The sequence below is a fragment of the Nonomuraea sp. NBC_00507 genome (assembly GCF_036013525.1).
Lineage (GTDB): Bacteria > Actinomycetota > Actinomycetes > Streptosporangiales > Streptosporangiaceae > Nonomuraea.
In genome coordinates this window covers 2,186,392-2,210,145 of sequence record NZ_CP107853.1, presented here as the reverse complement: position 1 = coordinate 2,210,145, position 23,754 = coordinate 2,186,392, and the positions used below count along the sequence as shown (strand labels likewise).

Here is a 23,754-nt window from a genome sequence, read left to right as displayed (position 1 = left end):
GACGAGGCCGCCCGGTCGGACGCAGGCGCTAGTCCCCCGGGCTCTCGTAGTCGAGCGGTACGAACGTGAGGGAGTCGAGGCGGTGGCGGAAGTCGTCGGAGATCCCCTTCACGGTCATCGAGACGCCCGGGGCCGCCTTGACCTGTTCGTGCGCCGTGAGGAGGGCGGAGATGCCGATGGAGTCCCAGAAGCTCATGCTGCTTAAGTCCAGAACGAGGCGGCGCGGCCGGGCCGCCTCGATCAGGGACTCGACGGCGGCCGTGAGGTCGGGGGCCGTTCCCTGGTCGAGGTCGCCGATCAGGCGCAGCGTGGTGTGGCCGTCCTCGTCGTGCCGGAAGAGCCGGAACGAGGGGCGTCGGGGGTGGGGAAGGGCGAAGCCGACGCCGGCGACGGTGCCGTCCGGGCCCCTGATCACGAAATGGCGGTCGCCCAGGGAGCGGACGATCCACAACCCGTGACCGAACTCGTACGGCCACGCGGGGGCTCCTGGCACCGCAGCACAGCCGGGGTCGATGACCTGGCAGTGCACCATGCCGTCCGCGGCCCGCAGGCGCACCCGTCCCGCGCCCGAGCCGTGCAGGATGACGTTGGTGGCCAGCTCGTGCACGGCGAGCACCAGGTCGGCGGTGCGGCCCTCCGGCAGGCCCGCCTCGATCGCGTGTGATTCCACCGTCGCCCGCAGGACGTACAGCGAGTCGCGGTCGAACGACTGCTCCCACACCACCTTGCCGATGGCCGCCACCTCCCGGGCGCCCGAGTGGTCGCCCACTACCCCGCGAGCGGCGGACGACACCTGGACTTGACGCGGATGAGAGGGATCCTGCTGGGCAGGGGAGCGAAGAAGGGGGAGTCGAGATGAGCAATCCAAAGGATCAGGCGCCTGCGGAGCGGGAAGACAACGAAGAGACCATCCGGACTTTGCTGGCCACGGCCAAGAAGGAGTCGCCCGTGCTCGCTGCGGACGAGGAGCCCCTCGCTGCGGACGAGGAGCCCGGTGAGATCCTGGACGAATTCGACGCGGCCTTCATCAGGAGCAAAGAGCTGAACCCTGACGACTTCGAGTGACGTCTCAGAAGCCGTCGCGGTGTGGCACGGCTATGTCGGCGCCGCGCGGGTGCGGATAGGGATCGTTCCCGCGCAGGCCGGCGGTCTGGATCACGCGGCTGATGTCGGTCGGTGTGAGGAGCCCGATGAGGCGGCCGGAGGGGTCGAGCACCACGGCGCGGCCGTCCGCGCAGCCGGTCATGCGCCCCAGCAGGCCGGTCAGCGGCTCCTCCGTGGTGGACCGCGGCACCTCCTCGGGCGGGCAGGCGATCTCGCGTAGCCGGGTCGTTTCCCGCGCTTGGGGGGCCACCTGCCGGATGCGGTTGAGCGTCACCAGGCCGAGGAATCCGCCGTTCTCGTCCACGAGCGGATACGTGGACAGGCGCCGGCTCATCACCAGCCGCTCGATCAGCCCGGACACGGTCTCGTCGGGGTGGGCGGCGACGGGCGGGGCGGACATCACATCCCCGACCCGTACCCCGTGCAGGACGGCGCCGAGTTGTGCCTGCTGCTCCTCGGCGGTGGCGGCGTTGACGACGAACAGGCCGATCAGCGCGAGCCAGAGCCCGTCGAGACTGAGCCCGGTGACGATCAGCACAAACCCGAATGCGATGAGCGCGAACCCGAACGCCCGCCCGGCGCGGGCGGCGGCGACGGCGGCCCGCACCCGGTCCCGCCACCGCGCCCAGAGCGCGGCACGCAGCACGCGGCCGCCGTCCAGCGGCGCGGCCGGGATCAGGTTGAACACCGCGAGCAGCACGTTGACTGCGCCCAGATACGCGAACATCCCGGCCACCAGCGGCGCGCCGGACGTCAGCAGCGCCAGGGCGCCGAAGACCACCGCGCAGGCCAGGCTGGCCACGGGACCCACGACGGCAATCTTCAGGTCCGCGGCGGGCGTCCGGGGCTCGCTGCGCAGCTCGGCCACCCCGCCGAGCAGCCAGAGCGTAATCTGCGGCACCTCGATGCCGTGGCGCTTGGCCACCAGGGCGTGCGCCAACTCGTGCGCGAGCAGGGATGCCATGAACAACACGGCCGCGCCCAGGCCGGCCAGCAGGTAGACGGCCGTGGAGTGACCGGGGAAGGCGATCGGGAAGCGCCCGAAGGCCAGCCCCACGACCAGGATCACGACGATGAACAGCACGCTGACGTTGAGCCCGACGACGACCCCGCCGACGCGGCCCAGACGGAACGACGATCGCATCTGCCCACTTCCTTAGCCAACGAGCCGACCAGATCCGGCTACCCGGGTGGTGCTCAAGAAACCTGCCGCCCGTTTCGCGAAGGGCGGCTCGGGTAAGGCGTGATGCTCATGAGGGTCAAGGACAAGGTCGTGCTCGTGGAGGGGGTCATGCGCCGCCTGCGTGCCGCCCGGGCCCAGGTCGACTTCGACTCCTCCGTCAACATGGTGCGCGCGACCGGCCGGTTCCTGCGGGGCAAGGACCACCGGGGCATGTCGGTGGGACCGGGCTCCCGCGTGCTGGCGGCTCTCGCCTCGGCGCCGCCCGCGCGGGTGCGGCGGCTGATGTACCGGGCCATGGGCCTGGTCCAGGGCCTGCCACCGCACCGGGTGCCGCGGGTCCGCCGCGAGGACCTCGACTACTGGGTGGTCCGGCAGTACGGTCCCGGCCCTTACCCCGCCGTGGTGGTGGGCGCGGCGAGCGGCGCGGCCCTGCATCTGGCCGCCGCGCTGGGCGCGCCCTTCCTGCCGCAGACCACGCTGGTCGCGGTCAGGGACCGGGACACCGATCCGGACGACCCGGTCTCGGCCATGCGCGCGCTCGCCCCGACGGCCCAGCTGATCGCCCAGAACAACGCCGACCTGTCCGTCTACCACATGCACGACCCGGTGCAGGACCGGCCGATGCTCGAGGCGATGGCGTACATGCGGCTCAAGCGGCTGCGCCTCGGCCCCGCCTACGAGCGGTTCCTGGAGGAGCGGCTGGCCGACGGCGGGAGCATCATCCTGCTCGACTGCACCAGGAACTGGCGCTCCACGGGGACCGGGGAACGGACCTGCTTCCAGTTCGGGTGCCTGGGCGGGCTGGCGGAGGAGGAGTACTTCACCAGCGATGATCGCGTCGCGCGCTACCTGGAGCGGGAGGGCTCCCCCCGGCGCCGCTGGGACCCGCCGGAGCCCGACGACAAGCGGCCCGAGGCCGAGTGGGGCCTGGATCCCGCCATCGTCCCCGACCTGGAGAAGCTGGCGGAACGGCGCGGCTTCCGGTTGCGCAGGCTGGCGGTGGCCGAGCCCGAGGATCTCAGCCCCTTCGTCGCCGACTTCTACCGCTGGTGGCATCGTCGCCGGGGCCTGCCCGCCGATCGGCTGGTCGCCGAGTCGTACGTGCAGGCGGACCCGTACTGGATGCTGCGCACGGCTTCGGTGCCGTTCTGGATGCGGTTCAACTCGGACAACGATTACGAGGAGCTGGAGCGCTACCTCCGGACCGCTCCGCCGTACCGGTCGATTTACCTCAACGTCTTCTCCCAGGGCCCTCTGGTCACCCGGGGTCGTGCCGATCTCGAAGTGGGAGGAGCTGATCAGCCGGTACGCCACCGACAAGGCCGAGATCATCGGCGTCGACACGCGGGCCTACCCTGCCGATGCCGGCAGCTCGCTGCGCTACCAGCCCGCCTACCGCGCGCTTCCCGGCCGCCACCCGATGCCGCCGCCGCTCACTCCCGACGCCATCGACGACTTCTTGGCCCAGGCAGGCACGGACTACCTGCTCTCCTGGCGCTGATCCTGGAAAATTGTGAGCTCAGGCGACGGCCAGGGCGCGTTGCATGAGCGTGGTGTCGATCCAGCGGCCGTGCTTGTAGCCGACCTCCGTCAGCCGGCCCGCCTCGGTGAAGCCGAAGCGGCGGTGCAGCTCGATTGAGCGGTCGTCGCCGGCGTCGGCGATCACCGCGATCATGCGGCGCATCCCGGCCGCGATCGACCGGGTCACCAGCTCGCCCAGCAGCGCTCCGCCCAGCCCCCGGCCGGTGTGCTGGGGGGACAGGTAGATCGTGTCCTCCACGGTGTTGCGGTAGGCGGGTTTGGGACGCCAGGGGCCGGCGTAGGCGTATCCCGCCACCTCGCCGGACACGTCGGCGACGAGGAACGGCAGGCCGCGATCGGTCAGGTCGGCCAGCCTGCGGTGCCAGTCGTCGACGGCCGGCGGCGTCTCCTCAAAGGTGATCACGGTGTTGGTGACGTAGTGGGCGTTGATCTCGGCCACGGCCTTCAGGTCCGGGGGAACCGCCGGGCGGATGACGGCTTGGGGAGACACCACGATGATCGTCTTTCTCTATAGCGAAACCAGATCACATTATAGAGCAGGGAAACGGGCGATCCACCGGCGCTGCCACGGGGTCTCGACGGCCCGGGGGTGGTGGTGCTCCCTGGTCCAGGCCACGGCGGCGGCGGGGTCCAGCCCGGCCAGCACGGCGAGGCAGGCGATGACCGTCCCGGTGCGGCCGATGCCGCCGCCGCAGGCGACCTCGACCGCCTCCCCCGCCCGCGCCTGCTCATGCAGCGCCCGAATGTGCCGGACGGCCTCGTCGCGGTCGCGCGGGAGCAGGAAGTCGGGCCACTCCACCCAGGCGTGCCGCCACGGCAATGCGCCGTCGTGGCGGCGGCGCAGCCGTCCGGAGCCCAAGTAGAGGCCGAAGCCGGGCACCGGCCCCGCCGGGAGCGGGCGGCGCAAGCCCCGCCCGCGCACCCAGGAGCCGTCCGGCAGCCGGAACGCCCCCACCAGCGGCGGAGCGCCCGCGGCCCCGGCCGACGGCCGGGGGTCCATGCCCTCACCCTCCGCCGGTGACCGGCCGCTCATCGCGCCACGCTCGTGTTCATGGTCGCGACCGCTTCGCTCCTCGTTGGCTCGTTCCTCGCTCTCTCGTCACGAGCCCCTTCGCTCGTGTTCATGGTCGCGACCGCTTCGCTCCTCGTTGGCTCGTTCCTCGCTCTCTCGTCACGAGCTCCTTCGCTCGTGTTCATGGTCGCGACCGCTTCGCTCCTCGTTGGCTCGTTCCTCGCTCTCTCGTCACGAGCTCCTTCGCTCGGTGTCCGGCGGCGGGCACGGTGGCCGGCCACGTTGACGCGGTTGCCGCACAGGTCCGGCGTGCAGTAGGCGCGGCGGCCCCCGCGGCTGGTGTCGACGAACACGCCGCGGCAGCCGGGCGCCGCGCACCGGCGGAAGCGCCCAGGGCCGAGGGCACGGATGGTGCCAAGCACGCCGATGCCGATGAGGGCGGCCAGTTCGGCGGCGAGCGACGCGCCCGCGACGGTCGGGACGTACCACTGCCAGCCGCCGTCGCCCTCGCGGCGCAGCTCCGGCGCCCGGCCCGCCCAGCCGGCAAGCACCATCGCGCCCGCGACGATCCGCTCCTCCGTCTCGGCCTCCAGGACGGGGCGGACCTCCCGGCGCAGCAGGTGCACCTGGCGCAGGTCGTCGCCATCCGGCAGCCGACCGCTCGCCAGGGCGTCGGCTCGGACGCCATGCTCGCCCAAGAAGGCCGTCAGCGCGTCCACGTCCGGGAGCGCCTCCCCCCGCACGTCAGGCGAGGTGTTGACCAGGCCGGTCGCCACGGTCGCGCCCACTGCGTAGTCGTTGATCGAGATGTCCACGCCCCAGCCTTCCGTAAGACTTATAATCGAACTATAACCCTTACAGCGGTCCTTGGCTACGATGAGGAGCCAGTGAACCTCGAAGCCTTGGGCAGGCACATTCAGGAGCTGCGCCGCGACCGCTCCATGACGCTCCAGCAGTTGGCCGACGCGGCCGACGTGAGCGTCAGCATGCTGTCCTCCGTCGAGCGCGGCCATAAGGCGCCCACCATCGTCGTGCTGGCCCGCATCGCCGACGGACTCGGCGTGCCCCTCGCCGAGCTGGTCGCGCCGCCCGACGACCACCGCGTCGTCGTGCGCCGCGCCGCCGACCAGGAGCACATCGACGAACCGGGCGGGTGGCACCGGACCATCCTCACGCCGGTGGTGCCCGGGGTGAATTTCGAGTGGATCCGCACCACCCTGCCACCCGGGTGCGACGCGGGGCGCTTCCCCGCGTACGCGGCCGGCTCCCATGAGTACGTGGCCGTCGAGTCCGGCACCCTCCGACTGACCCTCGGCGACAGAGATCTCGATCTCACCGCGGGCGATTCGGCCTATTTCGCGGCTGATGTCGAGCACGCCTACGCCAATCCGGACACGGTCCCGTGCACGTACTACGTCGCCGCGCTCATCATGCGCCCCCGAAGGGCCCGGCGTTGACAAATTACTGGACCTCGAGTGAAAAAGAGACGCGAGGCATCTTCTACGACGGGGAGCCGCCGGTTATTGTGCGATGAGGCAAGCCATCGCCTGCGTCCATATCTCCGAAATTCGTCTCCGAATTCCGATCGGTGGGCCTCGCATGCTGGATTTGACGTTCGCCACCCAGTGGCTCCCCGGTGTGAGTGTGATCTCCGTGGCAGGGGAGATCGACACCGCCAACGCCGGTCGGCTCGACCGCCACATCCAGCAGAGCCGGCGAATGCCCGGCGAGCACATGGTGATCGATCTCAGCGAAGCCAGGTTCGTGGGCAGCGCGGGCATGCGCGTCCTGCTCAACACCCACGCCTTCGCCCGCCAGCACGGCGGCACCCTGCATGTGGCCGCGCCCCACCCCAAAGTGGCGCGTTTCATGGACGTCACTCAGGCGAATACTGTTCTGCACGTGCACGCCACCGTCGAGGCGGCCGTGATCGCCGCACTCCAGCGATCCCGCGCAACGGAGGAAACGCTCACGCAAGCGTAAAAGTGGAGTGCCAGAGATTACGGGATAATCCTTCCATAGGACGATGACGCGTCCGCGATCCGGCGCATAGGTTCAAGATCGGTGACCGTCCTCCGAAGGAGCCCTGTGACCAGGTTTCCCGATATCTTGCATCGCGCTCTCTTCAGATCCTTCTCCCTGCTCGGCCGCCGATCCCAGGGAGCCGTCCTCCGTCGATACTTCGACTGGTGGCACCGCCGGCCCGACCCGTGGCGCCTGGCCACGGACGCGTACGAACAGCACAAATACCAGACCACGCTCGGGCAGCTGCCCGACCCCGCCTACCGTCGGGTCCTGGAGGCCGGCTGCAGCGAGGGCGTCTTTACCGAGCTCCTCGCGGCCACGTACCCGGATGCGGAGATCACCGGGGTCGACATCTCGGAGAAGGCACTCGAACGCGCGCGCCTGCGTAACGAGAAGTTCGCCGGCCGCGTACGTTTCCTGCACGCCGACATCCTCGAGCATGACCTGCGACCCGGCTTCGACCTGGTGATCTGCGCGGAGACCCTCTATTACGTCGGCGGCGGCGACCGGTTACGGCACGCCTCGCACCGCCTGACGTCGTTGCTGGCGGCCGGTGGGCTCCTCGTCCTCGTGCACCCGTGGCCGGAGGCCACGCGGCTGCACCGGTTCGCCGACGCCGCCCCTGGCCTCTCCAAGATCGCCGAACGTGTCGAGCGCGACGTCCATCGCCCCTTCTCGGTGTCCCTCTACCGGGCGCCGGGCGAGTCCCGCGCCGCCTCCTGACTACGGATTTCCTCGGATTTCCGGCCGTGGCGTCGGGACCCAAGGAGATGACATGGACACGAACGCCTGGCCCCGACCGCCGGCACGACCACGGCGACCCCGGTGTTCTGTACGGTCGCCGACCAGCTCACGGTGGCGCCTGATCCTCACCGACAACCACGTCGTGTCCGGCCGGAACACCCTGACCGTGAAGTTCAACGACGGCACACGGCCAAGGCGAGCGTGGTGGACGCCGACCCGGCGACCGACTTCGCCGTCATCCGCGCCGAGGGCGCGCTCGGCGCGGATGATCCAGACCGACGCGGCCATCAACGCCGGCAATTCCGGCGGCGCCGACCGCGGGTAGCCCGGCCGACACGGCGGGTCTGAAGCAGGGCGACCTCATCACCAAGATCGGCGAAACCAAGGTTGAGGGCGGCGACACGGTCGTCGGCCAGGTCCGCGGGTTCACGGTGGGCCAGCAGGTGGCCGTCACCTATGTGCGCAACGGCGCGACGCGGACCGTGACCGTCACCATGGAAGAGCAGAAGTGACCGTCAGACGCGGTCGGCGGCGATGAGCAGATATTGGAAACTCCCGTTCTTGTACGCGTCGAGGAAGGACTGCTCGATACCGGTCGCCAGATGGGTTTTCGCACGCAGCTCCCAATAGGGAATGGTGGCGGCGGTCAGATCCAGGACGCTGATGGGAATGAGGCGGTTGGCCACCATCTCCCGGAAATAGGTGCTGCGGGAGTGGATGTCGCAGATGTAATGGGCGTTGATCTGGCTGATGGCCCGGGACGGCAGGCCATAGGCGTCGTTGTAGCACCCGGTGATGCAGACGTAGCGGCCGCCGCGGCGCAGGAGCCGGGCGTGCTCGGCGAACAGCAGGGCGAGCTCGACGTACATCGTGCTCTCGTTGTTCCAGATCGCCTGGAAGGAGCCGGTCTCGAAGCGGGTGTCGAGCATGTTGCGGAAGTGGAAGCGGACCTTGTCCCCCACGCCGCGCCGCCTGGCCTGCTCGTTGGCGAAGGCCACCTGCGACTCGGAGATGGAGACGCCCTCCACGTGACAGCCGTAGCGCAGGTTGGCGAGGAGGCTGGAGCCGCCGCGGCCGGAGCCGGCGTCCATGACCCGGTCCTCGGAACGCAGCGGGCCGAGCCGGGCGATCAGGGTCTCGGCCTGCACCGTCTCGAGCCGGTGCAATTCGGCGACGACGCGTTTCTCCCTGGTCCCCGCGGGGCCTTCCAGGACCGACCAGTCCACGTCGCCGATGCCGTAATGGTGGTGATAGAGGCCGTCCACCTCACCCAGCCGCAAATTGACCGGGTTCCTTTCCTCGTTCCAATAGTCCGCGACGGCATGCTGATAGAGGCTGTCGAGTACGGGGTTGGCGGTCACCGGGAGCTCCTTTCGAGCGGTGTCATGACTGGTAGCGGCTGGTGCTGCCGTGCCATTCGAGGCATCCGGCCATCCACGCCTGCGCGCCGCGCAGGAAACGCTTCAGCTCGGGGCACGGCACGGCCGCCAGCCTGCGCTGGCCGGCCTCGAAGTCCCTGACGAAGTCGTTGTGGAGCGAGACGGCGCGTTCGGTCGCCTCGCGGATGGAGCATTCGTCCTCGGCGGCGATGAGCAGGATCACGTTGGAGTCGGGGAGCTCGTCGGCCGCCTCCCTGGCGACCGAGTGCAGGTCGTTGACGATCACGCTGGCGGTGCCCGCCTGCATGAGCGCGGTGTGGAAGCGCCGGTCGGAGAACAGGTCGGCGGGCAGCACGTAGCCGCCGACGATGTCGATGAGCGTCATCGAGGTGTAGAAGCTGTCGTGCTGGCGAGCCGCGAGGTAGCGCCAGACCGGCGGTGGCGTCTTCAGGTAGCGCCAGGCGGCGTACGCGCACCAGCTCACGTACATCTGGGACGTGATGCCGCACACCCGCATGACCTGCGAAGGGGTGGCGTGGCGGGAGACGTGGCTGATGGCCGAGCGCAGCGCGACCAGGACGGGGTCGGCCTTGATCGCCTCCTCCAGCCGGCGGGTGTAGTCGCCTGCGGGCGGCGGCGGGTCCATGGCCGACATCACCAGCGCCAGCCGCGGCGGCAACTCCGTGGGCGTGGCGCCGAGGTCGCTCTCGTCGGCGTAGTAGTCGTCTGCCGCCCACCAGGCGGCGTTCATCTGCGCGGCGACCAGCAGCTCGTCGGGGTCGTCGCTGTCGGCGTGGGCGAGCATGGCCAGCCGTCCGAACCCGGTGTCGCGGAACTCCTCCATCCGCCCCTCGTGCAGGCCGATCCGCTCCGCCCACGCCACCAGCCGCCGGTCGACCTCCACGCCGAGGTCGTCGTCGACGCGGACGGTCTCGGGGCAGTAGAGCGGCGGGTACGTCCCGTCGCCCCATTGCCGCTCCCGATAGGCCAGGGGGGCGAGGTCGTAGCGGTGCCCGCCTCCCGGCAGGCCGGGTTCGTGCCCGTCCCCTTCCTCGAAGGCAGGCCCCGGATCCGCGGCCCGAAGGCTGAGCGCGGACGTTCCCAGGCCCGTGGGCAGAGCCGGGAGCCGCAACGCCGGGGTCGTCTCGTTCGCGGACATGACACATCTCCTCCGGGGGGTCGATGGGATCAGGAGCGCGGGGCGGCGATGTCGACGTTCTCGAGGATTCCGATCGCGTCAGGGACCAGGATGGCCGCCGAGTAGTAGGCGCTGACCAGGTACGACATCACGGCCTGCGGGTCGATGCCCATGAAGCGCACGTTGAGCCCGGGTTCGTACTCCTCGGGGATGCCGGTCTGGTAAAGGCCGACGACGCCCTGATCGTCCTCGCCCGTCCGCATGGCCACGATCGAGGTGGTGTGCCGGGCGCTGATCGGGATCTTGCCGCAGGGGAAGATCGGGATGCCTCGCCACGCGGGCATCTCGTGGCCGTTGACCTCGGTGCTGCCGGGGACCAGGCCGCGTCTGTTGCACTCGCGGAAGAACGCGGCGATCGCCTTGGGGTGGGCGAGCAGCAGGCGGGTCTTGCGGCGCATGCTGATCAGGTCGTCCAGGTCGTCGGGCGTCGGCGGCCCCGACCAGGTGGAGATGCGCTGGCCGTAGTCGGCGTTGTGGAGCAGCCCGAACTCGCGGTTGTTGAGCAGCTCCCACTCCTCGCGCTCGCGGATCTCGTGGATGGTCAGGCGCAGCTGCTCCTCCAGCTGGTTCATCGGCTCGTTGTAGAGGTCGGCCACGCGGGTGTGGACGCGCAGGATCGTCTGGGCGACGCTGAGGGGGTATTCGCGGGGATGGAGGTCGTAGTCGACGAACGTGCCGTTGATGACCAGCTCGCCCACGTGACCGGCGGCGATGTCGACCGCCGCCTCGCCGCGGCGGTTGACCGGCTTGCGCAGGACCGCCTGATAACGCTCGGCCTGCGCACGCAGGGCGGGCGAGCTGCCGGCGATCCGCTGGAGCTCCGCCAGCGGCGACACCAGGATCGTCCCCGCGGTGGCCGCCCTGACCGTATACGCCCAGCGCGGGTCCTCCTTGCCGACGGCCTCGTCACCGAACTGCTCGCCGTCAGCGATGACGCCGAGGGCCTGCGGGGCACCGTACGGGCCGGTGGCGAGCCGCTCGAGGCGAGCGTGGGCGATCACGTAGATGTCGGTGATGGGGGCGCCGGCCTCGACGACGACCTCGCCGGCCTGGACCTCCCGTGGCGTGAACGTCGCGGCGATGGCCGACAGCACGTCCGCGTCCGCGAAGCCGCGCAGCAGGGGCAGCTCCGCCAGCGTCTCCGGGATGATGCGCACGTCGTCCGCCCCGTGCTGCGCCACACTCACCCGGCCCCGCCCGACCCGGTGCGTCAGCCTGCGGTTGACCCGATAGGTGCCGCCGCGTACGTCCACCCAGGGCAACATGCGCAGCAGCCACCGAGAGGTGATGGCCTGCATCTGGGGACGGGTCTTGGTGGTGGTGGCCAGGTTGCGTGCGGCCCGGACGTCCAGGCTCGACCGCCCATCCGTGGAAGGCATGTTCCCTCGCAATCGCCACTTGAGCCTCTCTCACTACCGAACGTATTCATGCCAGTACGATCCGTAGAGTTACCTGATGGCGAGGGAATGCTTACGGCGGTCTAACCGCCGGCGACGTCGCGGATCGCGGCGATGACCAGCTCAGGCTGGAAGGCCTGCACGTAGTGCTCGGCGGTGGTGGCGACCACCAGGCGGCCGCGGCCGGACAGCGTGGCCAGGCGGCGGGCCCGGTCGACCGCGGTGGCAGGCTGCCCCGCGGGGATGATGACCACGACCGGTCGATCCCCCCATGCCCCCGGCCGTACCGTCGCGCTGACCTGCGCGGCGCTTTCCAGGCTGGACCAGGCCTCGGCCCGCGCGGCATCCATGCTCCTGCCCCCATAGACCACGGGAGCATGGGCCCGCGCCACGGCGGTGGCCTCGGCCGGCACCAGGGCGTCGCCGGCCAGCCGCAGCAGGCCGGCGCGCGCCAGCAGGCCGAAGCCGGTGAACTGGGTCGCGATCAGCGGACGGGACACCGCCAGCGCGTCGTCGGCAGTCTCGTCGGTGACGTCGATCAACACCAGGCCGGCGGTCAGGTCCGGCCAGCGGCCGGCGAAGATCCGCACGATGGTGCCGCCGTAGGAGTGGGCGGCCAGCACGTACGGGCCGCGTTCCCCGGCCGCGGCGAGCAGGGCGTGGAGCTCCCCTGCGGCCTGCGAGGCCGTACGCGGCCCCGGGCCGTCCTCGCTCCAGGCATAGCCGGCCCGGTCGTAAGAGCACACGCGAGAGCCGCCGGAGAGCCGGCGCTGGATGTCGTCCCAGCTCGCGCTCGACTCGGCGAGCCCGGCTTCCAGCACGATCGTGGGCGTGCCGGCTCCCGTGCAGGTGATGTGCAGACGGTGCTCCCCCACGCGGACGAGCCTGCCCGGCGCGGGATGCCGGGTGCCGTCCCCCTGCCGGGCGAGGCTCTCGTAGCCGAACCCCGTAACCCCCGCCAGCGCGACCAACGCCGCGAACCACAGGACGACCCTGCGCAACCACCGTGCTCTCACACCATGAATCTAGGAGCGCGATCGCCGCGTTTCCTCGTCCCGGCGAGCGAACCCCGTCTGGGACCAGGACCCCAGGCCACATCCACCGCAAGGAGGAGCCACGCCGGGGGTAGGGCCTGCCCGTGTCAGGCGCCCAGATCCCGGACCACGTTGTCCAGCCGGTCTGCCAGGTCCTCGAGGACCCGGTCGGTCAGGCCACTGTCCGGGAGGTGGGCCAGGACCTCGTCACGGCGGGCGATGACCAGCCCCTTGTGCGCGTCGTCCACCTCGGCGGCCGGCATGACCAGGCAGTCCCCGCGCACGTAGACCAGCGTGGCGTCGGTGTCCCCCGACTCCAGCAGCCGCCGGACGCACTCACGGTCGATGAGCCGCGTCAGTTCAGGATGGTGCTTCATGCCGTTCTCCTCACCCAGGCGACAGGCCTGAAACCCGGCTCATCCGAACGTCGGGGGCCCGCCGTCGTCGCGGGCCCGCCGCACGCCGAACACCACCAGGTACGCGGCCGCACCCAGCGCCACGACGGCCGGCGGGATCGCCAGCGCCGCCTGCCCGGCCAGCAGTGCCCACAGGGCCACCACCACCCCGGCGAGCAGGGCGAGCGCGGCCGCCAGCAGGCGCAGGCCGAGGACGTTCGAGGGCGGCGGCGACTTCGCCCAACGGGCCCGGCCGGCGCCGGCCACACCCGGCACGCCGGTGTCGCTCACCTTCCCCGGGCCACGGGGCGGCGGCTCACGCAGCACCGGAGCGAAGAACTCGTCGTCCGGGTCGTCGTGTGATTTCTTCATCGGGATCAGTCCAGTTCGCGCAGGAACGGCGTGACGACGGCGTTCAGCTCCGCCACGAGCGCTTCCAGCGAGGCCTGGGCGTCGTCCAGGTTCGGCAGCCCGTCGGCCCGCGCCCGGGTGGGCGTCGGCAGCCGGTCGGCCGCCAGCGGCACCCGCAGCTCCAGCGTGGTCAGCGCGGTCGGCCGCTCGTACGGCGGCGCCACGTACGCCGGGTCGTCCCCGTTCTGCCGGTGCCAGGTGGACCAGCCGTCGGGCAGCGGAAACGGGGCCGGGACCGCGAGCTCGACCACGGCCAGCGGGCCGCGCGTCTCCTCCGCACGGTGGCAGGTCGCGTCGAGCACGCGGGGGTGACAGCGCACGTAGGCCGATTCGGCCATCGGGCGGGTGGCGACCTCCCACGCGCCCAGCGCGAAGTGCAGCGGGTCCAGCGTGATCCCGCCCGACCCCGGCTCGCCTTCCGCGGCCGCGAAGACGTGCCGCCACTTGCGCAGCTGCTCCCCGTAGCGCTCCTGGGTGCCCTCGTGCGCGGCATCGATCCAGAACGCCTGGGTCCCGGCCATGCGCCTCCCCCGTGCTCGCTCGGTCAGCCCTTGATCTGGATGCGACGGGAGCGGCCCCGCTCGGTCTTGGGCACCCGCAGCGTCAGCACGCCGTCGTGCAGCTCACCGTCGATCTTCTCCGGGTCGGCGTCGGTCGGCAGGATCGTGCGGTAGACGAACTTCCCGGTACGCCGCCGGAGCATGTTCCCCTTGTCCTTCTCCTCCTCCTTGATCTCCCCCGAGATGCACAGCTCGTTGCCGTTGACCTCGACGTTGACGTCCTCCCGTCTAAGCCCGGGCAGCTCGGTGCGCACGACGTACGCCTCCGGCGTCTCCTCGGTCTCGGCGAGCGGCCGCCAGCCGGCGATGTCGGTCTCGGCGCTCTGCTCGAACAGCCGCCCCATCTGATCCCACAACTGCTGGAACTCCGTGAACGGATCCCACGTCCGGGCCGGCCAGGCACCGCCCCACGGAACGGGTGCCCGATTTCGCCTCATGGGCAGACCCATCACTCTCACCTCCGTGAACCCAGGAACTGATCGTCCCTGCTTGCTTCATTCATTGCGCCTCTACCCCCGCGACTGCCCGCAAACGACGTGACGCTGCGATTGCATGACGGACTGGCGAACGACGCCCCAACGCTGACATACCCGGCGGCGACCTCCTTACGACCAATGTCAGGACTCGATGCGCGCGTCGTGACCTGCGCTCGAAATCACCTCGAACGTTGCGTCCGGAACCTGATCGGCGATCGCTTGCATCGAGGCCTGCGGTGTGCGCGCACTGCGCGCCGATGCGCACTGGCGCGCCATGCGACTCGATCACCGCGCCGTATGAGACGTGCGTTCGCGGGCCGATCGTCACATCTCCGCAGATGACTGCCATCGGGGCGACGTATGCGGTCGGGTCGATGCTGGGTCGTTACCCGACGGCGGAGAGCACCCACTGATTCACATCCATGCGAGCACGCCCGAAGGGATCTCTGCCACCTCGATCCGTGGAACGCGGTGAGCTGCGTGACGCGCCGGGGCCCCGGCCGCCGCCACCCCTCCCACCTGCTCGATTACTGTGAGTGATCACACGTCATTGAGCAGGTGGGAGGGGATCCACCATGGCAGAGGAACCCAGGATCGACGTCGAGATCAACGCCAGGACCATCGAGGGCAGCCTGACCCCGGAGCAGGTCCAGCGGGTGGCGAGCGCGCTCGGCGACCCGGGGGTGTGGTTCGCCACCCCGCCGGCGCCGAGCTCCGGCGCGGGCGAGGCGGCCAGGCCCGACTTCGTGTGGGAGCTCGTGGGCGACAAGCCGCATCGGGGGCACATCGCGACCGGCCGGGCCCACGTCTACCTGGCAGAGGCGCACTCCGCGCTGGCCCGGCCGCTGATCTTCGCCGACGGCTTCAACTACGGGCCCAGCGACTTGAACGCGATGTGGCGGCACTTCAACGCCCCGTACGAGAAGGGTGTCCCCGGCCTCCTCGACCAGCTGCGGACGCTGGGCATCGACGTCGTGTTGCTGGGCTTCGACCAGCGGCAGACCTACATGCAGGCCAACGCGGGCGTGGCGGTCGCCTGCGTTCTGCGGGCACTGGCCGAGCGGCAGGGCGACACCCCGCTCGTGGTCGGCGGGGCCAGCATGGGCGGCCTGGTCACCCGCTACGCGCTGGCCCGCATGGAGAGCGAGCGGATCGACCACCAGACCGACAAGTACTTCTCCTACGACACCCCGCACCTCGGCGCCTGGATCCCGCTGGTGCTCCAGCAACTGGCCTACCTGCACGAGTCGCTGCAGCCGCGGCACGACGGGGCCGGGCAGGCCGAGCTGATCCGCAGCCCGGCGGCGCAGCAGCTGCTGTGGGCCTGGGCCGAGAGCGCGAGCTACTCGGGCCAGGTGACCGCCAGTCCGCTACGGAAGGAGTTCCTGGACGATCTCCGCAGAATCGGGTGGTTCCCGATGCGGCCGTACAAGCTGGGCCTGGCCAACGGGACCGGCGACGGCAGCGGACCGCATCTGAAGCCCGGCACGCCCGTTCTCGACCTGGGCGAAGGGCCGCTGCGAATGGTCGCCAGGATCCAACCCGACATGGGCGAGCTGCGGAACGTCGGCGCGATCGGCTTCGGCGAGCCGGTGTGGACGAGCGCGACCTCGCACGTGGCCGCGTTCGACGGGGCGCCCGGCGGGACTCTGGACGCGTTCGGGCGGGTCGCCGACGCGATGGGGCTGCCCGTCCAGGACCGCTTCCGCGGCACCTGTTTCGTCCCGTCGGTCAGCGCGGTCGCGCTGGCCAGGGATCCGCGCCACTGGCAGGCCGACCTCTACACCGACCTGCGGGAGCTGTCCAAGGACGACACGTTCCTCGACACGTTCTGCTGCGACACCGGCAACCACCCCCACGGCGCGGTCTCCAAGGCGCTGGTCGAGTGGTTCGTGGCGCAGCTGGCCGGCTGGTGAGCGACCCCTGAGGGGGTGCCGGCTCGGCGGAGCCGGCACCCGGCGCCTCAGCGGTTGCCTCGGTGCACGACCAGGAGCTGGTCGCGGGTGGCGTTCTTGTCGCGGAAGGCGATGGCGGCCGGCGCCTCGGCGCTGTGGTGCGCGGACAGCCGCTCATCGGGGCTCCAGCTGGAGCCGTCGAAGGAGGCCCACCACAGGCTCTGGTCCGACGCGCCGCGGTGCACGACGTAGAGCCGGTCCTTGTAGACGGTCAAAGCCGGGCCCTCGGCGGCGAAATGGCCGGGCAGCCGCTGGTCGGCGCTCCAGCTCGAGCCGTCCCAGCGGGTCCACCACAGAGACGTGTCCTCGCCCGCGCCGCGGTGCACACAGTAGAGGTGGCCCCTGTACGCCGCCAGCGCCGGGTTGGACCGGCTGGCGTGGCCGGACAAACGCTGGTCGGCGCTCCACTTGGCGCCGTCCCAGACGGTCCACCAAAGGTTGTCGTCGTCGCCGCCCCGGTGCACGCAGTAGAGCTGCCCGTCGTACGCCGCCAACGCCGGCGCGCTCGCGCTGAAGTGCTTGGGCAGCTTGACGTCCTGGCTCCACTTGGAGCCGTCCCACCGTGTCCACCAAAGATTGTCGTCGCCGCCGCCCCGGTGCACACAGTAAAGCTGCCCGTCGTACGCCGCCAACGCCGGCGCACTCGCGCTGAAGTGCTTGGGGAAGCGCTGGTCCTCACTCCACCCCTGCTCCGCGTCATAGGCCGTCCACCACAGGGCGGAGTCGCCGTCGTTGCCGCGGTGGGCGACGTACAGCCGGTCCTTGAACTCGGCGACGGCCGGTCCCGAGGCCGTGAAATGATCGACGAACCGCTGGTCGTCGCTCCACCCCTCGCCGGGCTCATAGACCGCCCACCACAGCCGGGCGTCGCCGTCGGGCGCGCCACCCACGCGGACCGGGATGAGCGCGGCGGGCGTGGTCCAGGACGAGACCAGCTTGACGCCGTACGGCCGGGCAATCGAGGTGATCCAGTCGGCCTTGCCCTTGACCGACCGCTCGACGATCGGCGCGAGCCAGCCGCCGAGCACGATGCCCGCGAGCTCACCGATCGCCTTCGAGATCTCGGCGGCGCGCACCCCGCCGTTCTCGTTGAGGCTGATCTCGAAGCCCCACCATCTGGCGACCGGCCAGACGTCGGCGCCGAGGGCACGCAGCTCGCTCTGCACCCGGCGGATGCGGTCCTGGTCCTTGAGATCCAGCTCGGCGATCTGGCGTTCGCTCTCCCCCTTGGCCGCCAGCCATTCGGCCTCGGCGGCCGCACGGTCCGCGAGGTCGTCCTTCTCCAACAGCTCGATCTCCACGGCCAAGTCGACCGCCGCAGCGGCCACCGGGTCGTCCTGCGCGTGCAGCAGCGGCTCCTCGGCCTCGATGCCGATTTCCTCTGCGATGTCTGCCCTGTCAGCCGTAGTGTCGTCGTCGTTCATTTCATCCCCCCGGGTACGGGCCGCTCCTTTTGGGACGCGCCCGCACGATGCGTACATGCACGAACGTGACACATAGTAACTGTGCGTGTCGGCATGAATACGCTGGGGTTGGACGGTGGGCCAGGTAAAGGTCCTATCCGGCCCACACCGGTTGTCCTTCTACGTCAGCCGTGCCGCTCCTTGTATCCGGCCTGTGCCTCGGTCAGCTTCGCCGCGAACTGGTCCAGGAAGTCCTTGGCGCTCAGCTCGCCGAGCAGCACCTTCTGGAACAGCGGCTCCGCCCAGGTCTTGGTGATCTCGTTGAACTCCGGCAGGTGGTAGGGCATCTGCACGACCTTGGTGGCCGGGTCGTTCATCACCCGCTGTGCCTCGACGATGTGCGGGGCCTGGTTGCTCTGCGCCTCGGTGTTGGCCGGGATGACACCGGTCTTCTCCGCGATGTAGCCGCCCATGTCCTTCGAAGTGAGGAACTCGGCGAGCTTGAACGCCGCGTCCTTGTTCTCGCCCGCCGCGAAGACGCCGACGCCGCCGACGGGGTTGGACAGCACGGCCTGGGTGCCGGAGTCGGACTTCGGCACCGAGAACGAGGCCACCTTCTCGGCTCCCAGGGCCTTCATGTGGTCCTGATAGGAGCCCAGGTTGTGCTGCATGACGGCGATGCTGCCCGCCGTGTCGAACTGGGCGACCATCTTGACGTAGTCGTTCTGCAGGTCGCCCTCGGGCGTGTTCTTCTTGTAGAGACCGGCGTACCTCTCCAGCGCCGTCACATTGCGCGGGTCGTTGATCGTGGACTTGCCCGCGGCGTCGAAGAACTCCGTGACGCCGGACTGACCGTAGACGACCTCCAGCATCTGGGCGATCGAGCCGGCGCCGCCGCGGATGGTGAAGCCGAACCGGTTCTCCTTCGCGTTGGTCAGCTTGTCCACCGCCGTGAAGAACTCGCTCCACGTCTTCGGCGGCTCCAGCCCGGCTTCCTTGAACCAGTCCTTGCGGTACCAGAACGCGCCCGCGTTCGTGGACAGCGGGTAGATGTAGGTCTTCCCGTCCGGCACCACGTTCTTGACGGTGGTCAGCAGCGCCTCGTTGAACTTGCCGTTCAAGGCGGGATTCGCGGCGATGCGCTGGTCCACCGGTTCGAGCGCCTTCTGCGCGACGAGGTTGCCCAGCCCTGAGGTGGAGATGTCGGCCACGTCCGGCACGCCGCCGCCGGCGATGGCCGTGTCGAGCTTCTGCGGCGCCTGGGCGATGGGGACGCCCACGTATTTGACCTTGATGGTCGGGTTGGCCTTCTCGAACTCGGCGATCGCGTGCTGCCAGATCGGCGTACGGGACGGCCCGGCGTTGGTGTCCCAGAAGGTGATCTCGGTCTTGCCGCCTGAGCCCGCGTCCGAGCCGCATCCGGCCAGCGCGGCCAGCACGGCTACGGCCAGGAACGCGCCCGGCACCACACGTCGTCTCATTGGCTCCTACCTTTCGATGTCCACGGTGAACGCGTCGAAGATCGCCTGGCCGGTCCCGCTGCCCGCGGCGAACAGTCCGATGACGGCGCCGACCCACCGGCCCTGCGTGGCCTGGAAGGGCTCGCCGACCTTGCGCGGGCCGTCCCCGGTGTCGGCCAGGAACGTGACGAGGGCGCCTTCCCCGATCCGCGCGCCGATGGTGATGGGCGCGCCCGCCTCGACGGGCACGGGCTCGGCATCCCCGCAGACCAGACGGGCGCCGTCCGGGGTGCTCTCCAGCGCGACGCAGGCATAGGTGTCGCCGACCACGGCCAGGCCCGCACGGCCCTCGCCTTCGAGAGTCACGGTGGTGGTGACCGTGCAGGGGTCGCCGGGCAGCCGCTGCCCGAGCACCGACGGGCGCTGCCTGAGGTCGTCCGGTCCGGGCACGCAGGTCAGGCGCAGCGTGCCGTCGCGCAGCTCCCACCAGGACGGATCGGGGTTGGCCTGCCAGCTCCACTGCAGCCCCAGCTCGGGTCCGGAGAAGTCGTCGGAGGTGGCGGGCCTGCTGGGGGTGCCGCCGGGGACCGGCATGGGCGCGCCCGGCACCGGCTCGCCGTCGGCGCCCATGACCGGCCAGCCGTCGTTCCACGCCATGGGCTGCAGGTGGACGACCCGGCCGTAGGGGCCGCGGTCCTGGAAGTGCATGAACCAGTGCTCGCCGGTCGGGGTGTCCACCCAGCCACCCTGGTGCGGGCCGTTGATGTCGGTGCCGCCCTGCCGCAGCACGATGCGGTCCTCGTACGGGCCGAAGATCGACTCGGCGCGGAACACCGACTGCCAGCCGTTCTCCACGCCGCCCGCCGGCGCGAAGATCCAGTAGACGCCGTCACGTTTGTACAGCTTGGGGCCCTCCAGCGTGCGGTAGCCCGGCAGCAGGTCGGCGTCGATGATCAGCGTGCCGTCGTCCAGCACGGTGCGGGCGTCGGGCGACATGCGGTGCAGGGTGAGCCGGTTGTTGATCCCGGCGCGGCTCCTGGCCCAGCCGTGCACCACGTACGCCTGCCCGTCGTCGTCCCACAACGGGCACGGGTCGATCAGCCCGAGCCCGGGCTTGACGACGTGCGGCTCGTTCCACGGGCCGCGCGGGTCCTCGGCGCTGACCTGGCAGATGCCCACGTCCGGGTCGCCGTAGAAGATCCAGAACCGGCCGTCGTGGTGCCGCAGCGACGGCGCCCACACCCCGCAGCCGGGCCGCACGTCGTCGTAGCCGCTGGTCACCGCGTGCCCGATGATCGTCCAGTTGACCAGGTCACGCGAGTGCAGGATCGGCAGCCCCGGCACCTTGGTGAAGGTCGAGACCGTCAGGTAGAAGTCCTCCCCCACCCGGATCACGTCCGGGTCGGACCAGTCGGCGTTCAGCACCGGGTTGCGGTAGGTCCCCGTCATCTCGTCACCGGTCATCCCTTCACCGCCCCGGCCGACATTCCCTGGACGAGGTAACGCTGGATGAAGGCGAAGACGATCACGACGGGCAACGCGGCGACGACGCCGCCGGCCGCCAGAGCGCCGAAGTCGACGCTGTTCTCGCCGAGGTTGTAGGCCAAGCCCACGGGCACGGTGAATTTCTCCTGGTCGTTGATGAACATGAGGGCGAAAAGGAAGTTGTTCCAGCTGTGGATGAAGGCGAACGAACCCACCGCCACCAGCGCCGGGCGCAGCAGCGGCAGCACGACGGCGAGGAAACCCCGCAGCCGCGAGCAGCCGTCCACCCAGGCCGCCTGCTCGAGCTCGTACGGGATGTTCCTGATGAAGCCGCTGATGAGGATCAGCGAGAGCGGCAGCTGGAAGACCGTCTCCGCGATGACCAGACTCCACAGCGAGTTGGTCAGCGACAGCGTGCGGAAGATCTCGAACAGCGGGATGATCATCAGGGCGCCCGGGATGAACTGCGTGCAGAGCATCCCCACCATGAACGCGGCCTTGCCGCGGAAGTTGTAACGGGCCAGGGCGTACCCGCCGGCCAGGGCGACGACCGTGGTGGCGACCAGCGAGGCGAGGCCGACGAGCAGGCTGTTCTGGAAGAAGACGGCGAACCCCATCCCATTCCAGACCGTGTCGAAGTGCTCGAACGTGATCGGCCACGGGAGGATCGACGTGGATCCCCTCGGCCGGAACGCGAAGACCAGCATCCAGTAGAAGGGCACCAGCGTGAACAGCAGGTACAGGCCCAGCGGGACGTAGATCTGCCAGCGGCGCGCCCCCCTCATGACTTGGCTCCGAACTTGCTCAGCCGCAGGTAGGCGATGGAGAAGAAGGTCAGGATCAGGAACGCCACCGTGGTCAACGCGGTCGCGTAACCGAAGTTGTGCGACTGGGCGGCCTGCTGGGCGACGTACAGCGGCAGTGTGGTGGTCTGGTGCGCGGGACCGCCGCCGGTCAGCGTGTAGAGCAGGTCGACGTTGTTGAACTCCCACACCGAGCGCAGCAGCGTGGACAGGATGATCGCGTCCCGCAGATGCGGCAGCGTGATGTGCAGGAATCGGCGCATGCGGCTCGCGCCGTCCACGGCGGCGGCCTCGTACAGGTCCTTCGACACCGACTGCAGGTCGGCCAGGAGCAGGATGGCGAAGAACGGCACCCCGCGCCACAGCTCGGCCAGCACGGCCGCCCAGAACACGGTGTCCGGGTTCGCCAGCGGGGCCGCTCCATACTCCATCAACCCCATGTCCGCCAGATAGCGCGACATCCCGGTGAACGGGTTGTACAGCAGCACCCAGATCGCGGTGGTCAGCACCCCGGAGACCGCCCACGGGGAGAAGACCAGCGCCCGTGACAACGCCCGGCCGACGAAGCTCTCGTTGACGATCAGTGCGAGCGCGAGCCCGAGCAGCAACTGCAGCACGACCTCGACGACCACCCACTTGACGCTGAAGCCGAGGCTCTGCCAGAAGATCGGGTCCTCGAACAGCAGCGTGCGGAAGTTCTCCAGCCCGGCGAAGCCGTTGTCCCAGGGTTTGGTCACGTTGTAGTGCTGGAGGCTGTAGTACAGCACGCTGCCCATCGGGTAGACGAGGAACCCGAGCATCGCGATCAACGACGGCGCGATCAGCACATATGGTGTCCAAGGTCCCGCTCGGCGTGGTGGCGCCAACGTGCACGACTCCTTCGGGGCAGGGGTGCAATCGGTTGCAGGAAACGTTGCGGTAGCACGACGGCAACGTCAATGGCGCGGGAGCGCGCCGGCGCCACCATCAGGGCAAATGCCGAAATCTCGAAATTTTCGGTCTCATGGCCTGGCCTTTTACCCGGCACGCGGAGGAAAGTGGGGACATGACCGCCGACGACCAGCCCCAGCCGCTTCCCAAGCTAGCGGTGATCGCCCGTGAGGCCGGCGTGTCCGTCGCAACCGTTTCCAAAGCGCTCAACGGCAGATCCGACGTCTCCCCCCACACCCGCCGCCTGATCGCCGAGGTGCTGGAGCGGCGCGGCTACCCCAGACAGCGCGTCAAGCCGGCGCGCGGCAGCCTGGTCGACGTCATGCTGCAGGGCCTGGACTCGGTGTACGCGCTGGCGATCCTCGGCGGCGTCGAGGACGCGGCCTGGCGGCTGGGCGTGGACCTGGTGGTCTCCGCGGTGGTCGACCGCACCAAGAACGGCCAGCCGCCGCCTGCCTGGCTGGACCGGATCAGTGCCCGCGACAGCGCGGGCGTGCTGCTGGTGCGCACGTCGCCGACCGCCACGCAGCGGACGTGGCTCGCCGACCGCGGAATCCCGGCGGTGATCGTGGACCCCCGGCGCAAGCCCTCGCCCGGGGTGCCGGTCGTCGTCTCGGCCAACCGGGCCGGCGCCAGGACCGCCACCGAGCACCTGATCAACCTCGGACACGAGCGCATCGCCATCGTCACCGGCCGCCCGGGGGTGCCATGCGCGGCCGAGCGGCTGGCCGGCTACCGCGAGGCCATGGCCGCGGCCGGGCTACGGGTGGACCCGCGGTGGGAGGTGTGCGGATATTTCCAGACCGAGAGTGCCTCGCGGGCCACCAAGGAACTGCTCGCCACGCTCCCCGAGCCGCCGACCGCCGTCTTCGCCTGCTCCGACTCGATGGCCGTCGGGGTCTACCAGGCCCTCGGCGAGCATGGGCTCCATGTGCCCGACGACGTGAGCGTGGTCGGCTACGACGACTCGTGGGCGGCCGAGCATGTCTCACCGGCGCTGACGACCGTCCGCCAGCCGTGGCCCGAGCTGGGCTCCGCCGCCCTGACCGCGCTGCTGTCCGGCGCGCCCGCGACCCGCACGGAGTTGCCCACGGCCCTCGTCATCAGATCGAGCACGGGTGGGTCCCCGCGGGTCTGAGCATGTAGCCCGCGCCACGCACCGTATGGATCATCGGCCCATACTCGGCGTCGATCTTGCGGCGCAGCTTCTGCCGTGGATGAGGGTTTGAGTCGTGTGGTGGAGATCACGGAATACAGG

The 23,754-nt window shown here is 70.1% G+C and carries 26 protein-coding genes; 8 read left to right on the top strand and 18 right to left on the bottom strand.

Annotated elements, in window-relative coordinates:
* Nucleotides 1-28: 28 nt before the first annotated feature.
* Nucleotides 29-793: an STAS domain-containing protein gene (locus OHA25_RS11270; RefSeq protein ID WP_327587516.1), complete on the bottom strand. Its 765-nt coding sequence runs from the start codon at nt 791-793 to the stop codon at nt 29-31.
* 62 nt (nt 794-855) lie between these two features.
* On the opposite strand from OHA25_RS11270, the gene OHA25_RS11265 reads away from it, so the two are divergent.
* On the top strand, nt 856-1,065 hold the full coding sequence (locus tag OHA25_RS11265) for a hypothetical protein (RefSeq protein WP_327587515.1): 210 nt from the start codon (nt 856-858) through the stop codon (nt 1,063-1,065).
* Nucleotides 1,066-1,069: 4 nt separating this feature from the next.
* Here the strand turns inward: OHA25_RS11265 and OHA25_RS11260 are convergent, their stop codons facing one another.
* Nucleotides 1,070-2,248: a site-2 protease family protein gene (locus OHA25_RS11260; RefSeq protein ID WP_327587514.1), complete on the bottom strand. Its 1,179-nt coding sequence runs from the start codon at nt 2,246-2,248 to the stop codon at nt 1,070-1,072.
* 108 nt (nt 2,249-2,356) lie between these two features.
* Between OHA25_RS11260 and OHA25_RS11255 the strand changes: the two genes are divergently transcribed.
* The gene (locus tag OHA25_RS11255; protein WP_327587513.1) at nt 2,357-3,835 is read left to right on the top strand and encodes a hypothetical protein; all 1,479 of its coding nucleotides are present in this window, start codon (nt 2,357-2,359) and stop codon (nt 3,833-3,835) included.
* On the opposite strand, the gene OHA25_RS11250 is transcribed toward OHA25_RS11255, so the two are convergent.
* From OHA25_RS11250 to OHA25_RS11240, 3 genes are read right to left on the bottom strand one after another with little or no spacing between them, the layout of a single operon-like run.
* The gene (locus OHA25_RS11250; RefSeq protein ID WP_327587512.1) at nt 3,807-4,319 is read right to left on the bottom strand and encodes a GNAT family N-acetyltransferase; all 513 of its coding nucleotides are present in this window, start codon (nt 4,317-4,319) and stop codon (nt 3,807-3,809) included. The two genes, OHA25_RS11255 and OHA25_RS11250, sit on opposite strands and share 29 nt — an antisense overlap.
* Before the next feature lie 39 nt (nt 4,320-4,358).
* The gene (locus OHA25_RS11245) at nt 4,359-4,829 is read right to left on the bottom strand and encodes a protein-tyrosine phosphatase family protein (protein WP_327590962.1); all 471 of its coding nucleotides are present in this window, start codon (nt 4,827-4,829) and stop codon (nt 4,359-4,361) included.
* Nucleotides 4,830-4,858: 29 nt separating this feature from the next.
* Entirely contained in the window at nt 4,859-5,656 is a 798-nt protein-coding gene (locus OHA25_RS11240; protein ID WP_327587511.1) for a CGNR zinc finger domain-containing protein, read from the bottom strand.
* 72 nt (nt 5,657-5,728) lie between these two features.
* Between OHA25_RS11240 and OHA25_RS11235 the strand changes: the two genes are divergently transcribed.
* The 4 genes from OHA25_RS11235 to OHA25_RS11220 all read left to right on the top strand — a co-directional run bounded on the left by OHA25_RS11235 (nt 5,729) and on the right by OHA25_RS11220 (nt 8,122).
* Nucleotides 5,729-6,298, top strand: a complete 570-nt coding sequence (locus OHA25_RS11235; RefSeq protein WP_327587510.1) for a helix-turn-helix domain-containing protein — start codon at nt 5,729-5,731, stop codon at nt 6,296-6,298.
* 142 nt (nt 6,299-6,440) lie between these two features.
* Nucleotides 6,441-6,824, top strand: a complete 384-nt coding sequence (locus tag OHA25_RS11230) for an STAS domain-containing protein (RefSeq protein ID WP_327587509.1) — start codon at nt 6,441-6,443, stop codon at nt 6,822-6,824.
* A gap of 105 nt (nt 6,825-6,929) precedes the next feature.
* Nucleotides 6,930-7,589, top strand: coding sequence for a class I SAM-dependent methyltransferase (locus tag OHA25_RS11225; RefSeq protein WP_327587508.1), 660 nt, complete (start codon nt 6,930-6,932; stop codon nt 7,587-7,589).
* A gap of 320 nt (nt 7,590-7,909) precedes the next feature.
* Nucleotides 7,910-8,122 carry a PDZ domain-containing protein gene (locus OHA25_RS11220; RefSeq protein ID WP_327590961.1) on the top strand — a complete coding sequence of 71 codons (213 nt, stop codon included), beginning with the start codon at nt 7,910-7,912 and terminating at the stop codon, nt 8,120-8,122.
* A 3-nt stretch (nt 8,123-8,125) separates the two neighbouring features.
* Here the strand turns inward: OHA25_RS11220 and OHA25_RS11215 are convergent, their stop codons facing one another.
* The 8 genes from OHA25_RS11215 to OHA25_RS11180 all read right to left on the bottom strand — a co-directional run bounded on the left by OHA25_RS11215 (nt 8,126) and on the right by OHA25_RS11180 (nt 14,421).
* Entirely contained in the window at nt 8,126-8,971 is an 846-nt protein-coding gene (locus OHA25_RS11215) for a geranyl diphosphate 2-C-methyltransferase (RefSeq protein WP_327587507.1), read from the bottom strand.
* A 22-nt stretch (nt 8,972-8,993) separates the two neighbouring features.
* Nucleotides 8,994-10,148, bottom strand: coding sequence for a family 2 encapsulin nanocompartment cargo protein terpene cyclase (locus OHA25_RS11210; RefSeq protein ID WP_327587506.1), 1,155 nt, complete (start codon nt 10,146-10,148; stop codon nt 8,994-8,996).
* A gap of 29 nt (nt 10,149-10,177) precedes the next feature.
* Nucleotides 10,178-11,566 (bottom strand): family 2B encapsulin nanocompartment shell protein, encoded by a 1,389-nt coding sequence (locus OHA25_RS11205; protein ID WP_327587505.1) that lies wholly within the window; start codon nt 11,564-11,566, stop codon nt 10,178-10,180.
* Nucleotides 11,567-11,667: 101 nt separating this feature from the next.
* Nucleotides 11,668-12,600 carry an alpha/beta fold hydrolase gene (locus OHA25_RS11200; RefSeq protein WP_327587504.1) on the bottom strand — a complete coding sequence of 311 codons (933 nt, stop codon included), beginning with the start codon at nt 12,598-12,600 and terminating at the stop codon, nt 11,668-11,670.
* Nucleotides 12,601-12,725: 125 nt separating this feature from the next.
* Nucleotides 12,726-12,995, bottom strand: coding sequence for a hypothetical protein (locus OHA25_RS11195; protein WP_327587503.1), 270 nt, complete (start codon nt 12,993-12,995; stop codon nt 12,726-12,728).
* A 39-nt stretch (nt 12,996-13,034) separates the two neighbouring features.
* Nucleotides 13,035-13,385, bottom strand: a complete 351-nt coding sequence (locus tag OHA25_RS11190; protein WP_327587502.1) for a hypothetical protein — start codon at nt 13,383-13,385, stop codon at nt 13,035-13,037.
* Nucleotides 13,386-13,390: 5 nt separating this feature from the next.
* Nucleotides 13,391-13,945, bottom strand: coding sequence for a hypothetical protein (locus tag OHA25_RS11185; protein WP_327587501.1), 555 nt, complete (start codon nt 13,943-13,945; stop codon nt 13,391-13,393).
* Between the two features lie 23 nt (nt 13,946-13,968).
* Nucleotides 13,969-14,421, bottom strand: a complete 453-nt coding sequence (locus tag OHA25_RS11180; RefSeq protein WP_327587500.1) for an Hsp20/alpha crystallin family protein — start codon at nt 14,419-14,421, stop codon at nt 13,969-13,971.
* A 614-nt stretch (nt 14,422-15,035) separates the two neighbouring features.
* Between OHA25_RS11180 and OHA25_RS11175 the strand changes: the two genes are divergently transcribed.
* Nucleotides 15,036-16,376, top strand: a complete 1,341-nt coding sequence (locus OHA25_RS11175; RefSeq protein ID WP_327587499.1) for a hypothetical protein — start codon at nt 15,036-15,038, stop codon at nt 16,374-16,376.
* Between the two features lie 47 nt (nt 16,377-16,423).
* On the opposite strand, the gene OHA25_RS11170 is transcribed toward OHA25_RS11175, so the two are convergent.
* The 5 genes from OHA25_RS11170 to OHA25_RS11150 all read right to left on the bottom strand — a co-directional run bounded on the left by OHA25_RS11170 (nt 16,424) and on the right by OHA25_RS11150 (nt 22,393).
* Nucleotides 16,424-17,839 (bottom strand): hypothetical protein, encoded by a 1,416-nt coding sequence (locus OHA25_RS11170; protein WP_327587498.1) that lies wholly within the window; start codon nt 17,837-17,839, stop codon nt 16,424-16,426.
* A 164-nt stretch (nt 17,840-18,003) separates the two neighbouring features.
* A complete protein-coding gene (locus tag OHA25_RS11165) occupies nt 18,004-19,299 on the bottom strand; it encodes an ABC transporter substrate-binding protein (protein WP_327587497.1) in 1,296 nt (431 codons plus the stop codon).
* Between the two features lie 6 nt (nt 19,300-19,305).
* The gene (locus tag OHA25_RS11160; RefSeq protein WP_327587496.1) at nt 19,306-20,742 is read right to left on the bottom strand and encodes a glycoside hydrolase family 43 protein; all 1,437 of its coding nucleotides are present in this window, start codon (nt 20,740-20,742) and stop codon (nt 19,306-19,308) included.
* Complete coding sequence (locus tag OHA25_RS11155; protein WP_327587495.1) at nt 20,739-21,548, bottom strand: carbohydrate ABC transporter permease; 810 nt, start codon at nt 21,546-21,548, stop codon at nt 20,739-20,741. Before OHA25_RS11155 ends, OHA25_RS11160 begins: the two co-directional genes overlap by 4 nt.
* Nucleotides 21,545-22,393, bottom strand: a complete 849-nt coding sequence (locus tag OHA25_RS11150; RefSeq protein ID WP_327587494.1) for a carbohydrate ABC transporter permease — start codon at nt 22,391-22,393, stop codon at nt 21,545-21,547. The genes OHA25_RS11155 and OHA25_RS11150 overlap by 4 nt, the downstream gene beginning before the upstream one ends.
* A gap of 218 nt (nt 22,394-22,611) precedes the next feature.
* Between OHA25_RS11150 and OHA25_RS11145 the strand changes: the two genes are divergently transcribed.
* The gene (locus tag OHA25_RS11145; RefSeq protein ID WP_327587493.1) at nt 22,612-23,634 is read left to right on the top strand and encodes a LacI family DNA-binding transcriptional regulator; all 1,023 of its coding nucleotides are present in this window, start codon (nt 22,612-22,614) and stop codon (nt 23,632-23,634) included.
* The last annotated feature ends 120 nt before the right edge of the window (nt 23,635-23,754 follow it).